The organism is Acinetobacter sp. ABJ-A23_2 (assembly GCF_044538765.1).
GTDB classification, from domain to species: domain Bacteria; phylum Pseudomonadota; class Gammaproteobacteria; order Pseudomonadales; family Moraxellaceae; genus Acinetobacter; species Acinetobacter nosocomialis_A.
In genome coordinates, this window is record NZ_JBIUCP010000031.1 from 42,601 (window position 1) to 49,292 (window position 6,692).

Sequence of the window (6,692 nt, forward strand, 5' to 3'; positions counted from 1 at the left end):
GTAATACATTAAAAAGGTTCTGAAAAATTAAGTGCCTCTACTGAAAATTAGTAAAAAGCAGAATCACACCCAACACACATAAAATAGAACCAATTACCTTATTAATCTGAGCTTGTTTGGCTAACATTTTCTGTCTTAAGAGCATTGAAGAGAAAAGCACAGCCACCAGTGAAAACCATATAAAATGGGCAAATGACATAAAAAAGCCATAAGCTAAAAGAATGCTTTCAGGCGTGGTTAAACTCACAATTTGCGTATAGGTGCTAATTACAAATAGCGTGGTTTTTGGATTCAGGGCATTGGTAAAAAAGCCGTATTTTATGGCTTGCAAAGTGCCTATAGCGTTTAACGCAGCAGTGTCTAAAACAGGTTTTTGCGTAAAGGTTTTATAACCAACATAGATCAGGTAAAGTGCGCCAATATACTTAACAATAGTCAAAATTTGTGGCGTATAAGCCATCACAAAGGCAACCGCAACTAACGTATAGGTCACATGCACCAATACGCTAAGCGATATTCCTAGTGAAGTGAAAACCCCTATTTTTCTGCCGTACAGATAACTATTTTTAGTCACAATTGCAAAGTCAGCGCCGGGGCTAACCACCGCCAAAATCGTAATGAGAATAACCGCAATAAACTCTGCCATTATCTTGTACCTTCACTAAAAACAAGAGAACTAATCTGTAGTTTTTGGAATGTATGTAAGAGTGCGGAAGAACTAGCTATAGTTGCTATTCTTTTCGCGAGAAATATCAGGATTTGAGGTTTACAAAGATAGATATTCAATATGTTTTTCATCATCTAAAATGGGGTTTAATAAAGATGATTTTTATTTTTGAACAGAAACCCAGAAATAAAAATCGATAAAAACGACTAAACATCTATGAGTTTTTGGAATGATCGAAAGAATATCGCTGAATTCACTAAAATTTTTCTATTTTGTGGCGAAGTATGGCAGCGTGACTTTAGCTGCAAAGAAGTTATTTGTGACGCAAAGTGCGGTCAGTAAACAGATTTATAATTTAGAAGAAGCTTTAAATACGACTTTATTCGACCGAAAAAATAAAACGCTTGTGATGACCGAGCAGGGTGAAACTTTATTGAGTTGTTGCCATCAAGTTTTTGGTCAACTTGATGAATGTTTAATAGAACTCAGCCACCCTAAAAACGAAAAAAAGCAACTGGTTTTGTCGTGTGAACCGACTCTTTCCATGAAATGGCTTATTCCACGATTATCAAAATTTAAAAAGCTCGGTCATGATTTTGAGGTTGTGTTACTTACCGCAGGCGGCGTGGTTGATTTTGAAAAAGATAATATTGATATCGCGATTCGCCGAAATGACTTTGATTGGGGAGAGCATATCTATAGCGAAAAAATTGCCGATGAATATATCGCCCTAGTTCAAGCAACCAAGCCATCGGAAACCAACGACGTACTCATTTCGACCTCTAGGCCGAATTTTTTCAAAAACATGAGTCGTATTGCTGAGTTAAAGCAAAGTTTAAAAGGCTACACTAAAGTTGAACTCGAACATTTTTATCTATGTTTAGAAGGCTGTTTGGCTGGACTCGGAGCTACAGTTATCTCAATTTATATGATTGAAAAAGAGCTTGAGTGGAACGCAATACAAAAAATTTCACCAATCGTTCAAGACGGTTCAGCCTATTTTCTACTTTCTCATAGTGCTTTTGAAGAAGATCCACGCAAAACTATATTTTTAGAATGGCTCAAAGCAGAGATGAGCGAGATTCAGCATAAACTGCTTTAGGTTTAGCAGTTCTATTTTAAAATAATAAGTTTAAGTAGTTAAAAATAATAATAAATTATAAAAAATACAGGTGCTAAAACGTGAGTACCGCATGTCTCGTTTGTACTGTCTAAAAAAACCTAAGATGAAAAATATTTAACTTCCTACTTATTTATTAAACCCTAAACATGAATTTCACTCAGTTTTGAATGAGACTAAATCATTTTTATTCATGTTGTGATTGCGGTATAAATCTATTCATGCTCTGAAGCGCTCCAGTAATTCACTTTTTGATAAGACCATAAGGCACAAAACTGACAAGGCTGGAAAGTTCAAAAAAGAGCTCGAAATTTTTTTAGGTTTTATCTCAGAAATTAGGGTACTGATCAAAATGAGTAAAGAATTTACATTTACGATTAAGAGTATTTGTTTCGATGAGAACTATCGTCCAGCAGACAATACGCGTATTACCACCAACTTTGCTAACTTGGCGAGAGGGATGAGCCGCGAAGAAAATTTGCGCAATACATTACGGATGATCGACAATCGTTTTAATGCCTTAGCTCATTGGGACAACCCTAAGGGCGATCGCTATGGCGTTGAACTTGAAATCATTTCGGTTGAAATGAATATTGATGCCGAAAACCGTACCAGCGGACTGCCTCTCATTGAAATATTGAAAACCAATATTGTTGATAAAAAGACTAATGAACGCATCGAAGGTATTGTAGGTAACAACTTCTCGTCTTATGTACGTGACTATGACTTTAGTGTGTTGTTGTTAGATCACAACAAAAACAAGTCTACGTTTAGCACGCCAGAAAAGTTTGGTGAACTGCACGGCAACTTATTTAAGAGCTTTATTAACTCTGAAACTTACAGAGCCAACTTTAAAAAGGCGCCTGTGATTTGCCTAAGCGTTTCAACCACTAAAGAGTACCACCGTACTGAAAACGAACATCCTGTTTTAGGTGTTGAATATAAGCAAGAAGACTATTCATTAACCGATGAATATTTCCAAAAAATGGGCTTAAAAGTTCGCTACTTCATGCCGCCAAATAGCGTTGCACCGTTAGCGTTCTATTTTACTGGTGATTTGTTGAGTGATTACACCAACCTTGAGTTGATTAGTACCATTAGTACGATGGAAACATTCCAAAAGATTTACCGCCCTGAAATTTATAACGCAAATTCAGTGGCTGGAAAGTCTTATCAACCAAGCTTGAAACACGAAGATTATTCACTTACTCGAATTGTGTATGACCGTGAAGAACGTAGCCGTTTGGCTATTGAGCAGGGGAAGTTTGTTGAAGAGCAATTTATCAAACCATACCAAGCGATTCTTGAGCAGTGGTCTGCTAATTACGCTCCTAATTAATCAACATACAGGTCATTTAACATGAAAAAATTATTACCGACTTCAACTGCTGGCAGCTTACCAAAACCGTCTTGGCTTGCAGAACCTGAAAAGCTTTGGTCGCCGTGGAAACTCGAAAACGAAGGCTTAGTTGAAGGTAAAAAAGACGCGCTACGTTTAGCGTTGCACGAACAACAACGTGCGGGCATTGATATTGTGAGCGATGGTGAACAAACCCGCCAACACTTTGTGACCACGTTTATTGAACACTTAAATGGCGTAGATTTTGAGAAGCGCGAAACAGTTCGTATTCGTGACCGTTATGACGCAAGTGTACCGTCTGTTGTTGGTGCTGTGTCTCGTCAAAAGCCTGTGTTTGTTGAAGATGCGAAGTTTTTACGTCAGCAAACTGATCAACCAATTAAGTGGGCATTACCTGGCCCAATGACCATGATTGATACGCTTTATGATGGTCACTACAAGAGCCGTGAAAAGCTTGCTTGGGAATTTGCTAAAATATTGAACCAAGAAGCGCGTGAGTTAGAAGCTGCTGGTGTAGACATTATTCAGTTTGACGAACCTGCATTTAACGTATTCTTTGACGAAGTAAATGACTGGGGCATCGCGACTTTAGAGCGTGCAATTGAAGGCCTAAAATGTGAAACTGCGGTGCACATTTGCTATGGTTACGGCATTAAAGCCAACACTGACTGGAAAAAGACACTCGGTTCAGAATGGCGCCAGTACGAAGAAGCTTTCCCGAAACTTCAAACTTCTAACATCGACATCATCTCGTTAGAATGTCACAACTCGCGTGTGCCAATCGACTTGCTTGAACTCATTCGTGGTAAAAAAGTCATGGTGGGTGCAATTGATGTCGCATCTAACCAGATTGAAACACCAGAAGAAGTGGCGAACACACTACGTAAAGCGCTTCAGTTTGTAGACTCTGACAAGCTTTACCCGTGCACAAACTGCGGTATGGCACCTCTTTCGCGTGAAGTGGCACGTGGCAAGTTAAATGCTTTAACGGCAGGTGCAGAAATTGTTCGTCGAGAACTAACTGGTTTTGAACTTACTGCTTAATATTTACCAATACAATGGTATAAAGGGTTACTTTTTTGATGGCTATTGATAATCAAAGCAGTAACCCTCATTTCACTTATTACATGTAGTTCTAAACAGGACTCATGTCGATACAGTACCTTCCTGATGGAGTTGGGCGGTATAGCAAAACACACAGGACAAGGTACGGTTCAATTTAGGAATAATGTCATGGTTCAAGCAACAGACTTTAGAAATGCAATGTCTTTACTCACAAGTGCGGTTAGCGTTGTGACCACGGCAGGCATGTCTGGCCGTTTTGGATTTACTGCCTCTGCTGTTTGTAGTGTGACTGACACACCGCCGACATTATTGGTCTGTATGAACCAATCTGCGAGTTCACATGCACATTTCCTAGATAACAAAATCTTAACGGTAAATGTTTTAGGCGCACACCACGAACATATTTCAAAAGCATTTTCATCTAAGCTCACACCAGAAGAACGCTTTAAACATGGCGAATGGATTGAGTTAGAAACAGGTTCACCTGTGTTAGATGATGCTTTGGTCAGTTTCGATTGTGAGATTGAACAAATTCAACAAGTCGGCACACATACGATTTTTATATGTCCGATTGTGGCGATTAAACAAAGCCAGCATGACCAAAGTTTGGTTTATTTTAATCGCGCTTATCACCAAGTGGGGCAGACCGAGATTGTCTAATCCCACTCGTTTTGTTATTTCTGTAATAGCGAAATGAGAGCCTAGAAACAATTCTATTTACAAGTTGTCTCACCGAGTTCAGGCTCTCGAATTTCTAGCTTATTGTTCTGTTCTACTACACAAATACGTGTATCAAAAATTTTATATGTATCCAAAGTAATGTCATAAACCACATTCTTTTCAAACTCTTTTAGAGGAATTTTTGCACAATCCTTTTCTTCTATTGGTAACGGACCGCTTGGGTAAAACTTCTCATAAGAACTTGAATATGCGTTTCTATTGTCGATTTTCCCCATATAAATCAAAAAACTATTATCAACAGGATAAGTGGTTTTTGGAGGTTTATTGGTAAAGGCACATACATAATCCTGATGTAGCGTAACCTCTAATGGAAGAGGGCCTTGGCTACAGCCATTTAACAAACACCCAGTTGTTAATATTAAAATGGACTTTGAAGATAGTCTTATCATTTATGTTCTCGTAAAGTTCTAAAAAATATTCAAAATCAAAAAGTAAAATTTATGAGGTTTAGCTTACCGTATCTGACTCTTTTTAAAAAATAAATAAATACAATTAAATATAATATCTAAAATAATAATTAAGTTAATCTAATGAAAAACAATAAGAAATTTAAATACTTGTCATAAAAGCGACATTGACACATCTAAACTCTCAGATTATGCTTTGCGTGCTGGCCACATTGCCAGTCGGTTTTAGCAGACCGTTCTTTGAGGACATTGAAAAAACACGTTTTTTTGATGTAGACCCACTCGTCTCCCTTTTTGTAGCGGTAGGACGGAAGGGGGACACCTTCGGGTGTGCTGGGTTCTCGAAGCCAGTCTGCTAACCCTCTTTCGTTCTGCCACCATAAGTCCAAATAAATGCTCTGGCAGAACTCCATAAATCAGGAGTTGGCTATGCACATCCATCATTTCTTGGTACTCGGTGCCAAAAGCTATAACAACACAGCTTAAAAAATTACAGCAGCTTGAACGCCATAAGGTTTTCAGGCTTTACGTCATTTTTACTTAAAACTTAGCAACAACAAAACTTGAGATGTGCCAAGCACCGTCTTGCGGCTTTGCTGTGCCTTTTTTTCTCCCAAAAAGGGCACGGGCTTTTTATCTCATTTAGACACAACAAGAATTTAAAAAGGTAAAACTATGCCAACTTTAGAAATATCTTCCAAAAAATTACAAGTGATTCAAACCGCAATCCAACTCTTTACCACTCGTGGCTTTCACACCGCAGGCGTAGACCTGATTGCTAAAGAAGCCAACATTACCAAATCCACGTTTTATAAATACTTTGGCTCAAAAGAACACCTGATCGAAATGTGCATCGCCTTTCAAAAAAGTTTACTGAGAGAAGAAGTGCTTTCTATCATTTACTCAAACCGTTATTACACTTCAAAAGATAAACTTAAAAAAATTATTGTCTTACATACTAATTTAAACAGCCTGTACAACCTTTTACTTAAGGCCATTTTTGAAATAAAACTGCTTTATGCACAGGCTTACCGTATGGCAGTTGAATACCGAAAGTGGCTGCGCCATGAAATTTTTGACCTAATTTTTAGCAGTGAAACTCGCGAGCCAAAATTTGATGCCGATATGGTGGTCAACCTTATAGATGGTTTGCTGCTACAGGTTTTAAGCTCTAATAGTTTGGATGAACGGGATGTGGTTGTGGAGAGGTTTTGGGGGAGGGGGAGTACATAAGAGATAGATTGTACTTATAAATATGAAGTTGTGAGAATTTTATTGCCTTATATATTTTACAATTTAAAGTTTATTATTAATGATTGAGTAATTTAGATC

Annotated in this window: 7 protein-coding genes; 5 read left to right on the forward strand and 2 right to left on the reverse strand. The window is 38.0% G+C overall.

Annotated features, from left to right (window positions below; all coding sequences use genetic code 11):
- Positions 1–37: 37 nt before the first annotated feature.
- Complete coding sequence (locus ACH63V_RS11820; protein ID WP_396463597.1) at positions 38–646, reverse strand: LysE family translocator; 609 nt, start codon at positions 644–646, stop codon at positions 38–40.
- 250 nt (positions 647–896) lie between these two features.
- Between ACH63V_RS11820 and ACH63V_RS11825 the strand changes: the two genes are divergently transcribed.
- The 4 genes from ACH63V_RS11825 (at position 897) to ACH63V_RS11840 (ending at position 4,872) form a co-directional block, all read left to right on the forward strand.
- Positions 897–1,769 carry a LysR family transcriptional regulator gene (locus tag ACH63V_RS11825; RefSeq protein ID WP_396463598.1) on the forward strand — a complete coding sequence of 291 codons (873 nt, stop codon included), beginning with the start codon at positions 897–899 and terminating at the stop codon, positions 1,767–1,769.
- A gap of 370 nt (positions 1,770–2,139) precedes the next feature.
- Positions 2,140–3,126, forward strand: a complete 987-nt coding sequence (locus ACH63V_RS11830; protein WP_016804373.1) for a DUF1852 domain-containing protein — start codon at positions 2,140–2,142, stop codon at positions 3,124–3,126.
- 21 nt (positions 3,127–3,147) lie between these two features.
- Positions 3,148–4,191, forward strand: coding sequence for a methionine synthase (locus ACH63V_RS11835; RefSeq protein WP_311070346.1), 1,044 nt, complete (start codon positions 3,148–3,150; stop codon positions 4,189–4,191).
- A gap of 189 nt (positions 4,192–4,380) precedes the next feature.
- On the forward strand, positions 4,381–4,872 hold the full coding sequence (locus ACH63V_RS11840; protein ID WP_032014964.1) for a flavin reductase: 492 nt from the start codon (positions 4,381–4,383) through the stop codon (positions 4,870–4,872).
- Between the two features lie 53 nt (positions 4,873–4,925).
- Here the strand turns inward: ACH63V_RS11840 and ACH63V_RS11845 are convergent, their stop codons facing one another.
- Positions 4,926–5,342: an NF045616 family extracytoplasmic (lipo)protein gene (locus ACH63V_RS11845; protein ID WP_032014965.1), complete on the reverse strand. Its 417-nt coding sequence runs from the start codon at positions 5,340–5,342 to the stop codon at positions 4,926–4,928.
- A 693-nt stretch (positions 5,343–6,035) separates the two neighbouring features.
- Between ACH63V_RS11845 and ACH63V_RS11850 the strand changes: the two genes are divergently transcribed.
- A complete protein-coding gene (locus ACH63V_RS11850) occupies positions 6,036–6,593 on the forward strand; it encodes a TetR/AcrR family transcriptional regulator (RefSeq protein ID WP_396463599.1) in 558 nt (185 codons plus the stop codon).
- Positions 6,594–6,692: the final 99 nt, after the last annotated feature.

Coding starts and splice junctions, on each gene's coding strand:
- ACH63V_RS11830 (WP_016804373.1), top strand. CDS start 2,140: ATGAGTAAAGAATTTACATTTACGATTAAGAGTATTTGTTTCGATGAG.
- ACH63V_RS11850 (WP_396463599.1), top strand. CDS start 6,036: ATGCCAACTTTAGAAATATCTTCCAAAAAATTACAAGTGATTCAAACC.
- ACH63V_RS11835 (WP_311070346.1), top strand. CDS start 3,148: ATGAAAAAATTATTACCGACTTCAACTGCTGGCAGCTTACCAAAACCG.
- ACH63V_RS11820 (WP_396463597.1), bottom strand. CDS start 646: ATGGCAGAGTTTATTGCGGTTATTCTCATTACGATTTTGGCGGTGGTT.
- ACH63V_RS11840 (WP_032014964.1), top strand. CDS start 4,381: ATGGTTCAAGCAACAGACTTTAGAAATGCAATGTCTTTACTCACAAGT.
- ACH63V_RS11825 (WP_396463598.1), top strand. CDS start 897: ATGATCGAAAGAATATCGCTGAATTCACTAAAATTTTTCTATTTTGTG.
- ACH63V_RS11845 (WP_032014965.1), bottom strand. CDS start 5,342: ATGATAAGACTATCTTCAAAGTCCATTTTAATATTAACAACTGGGTGT.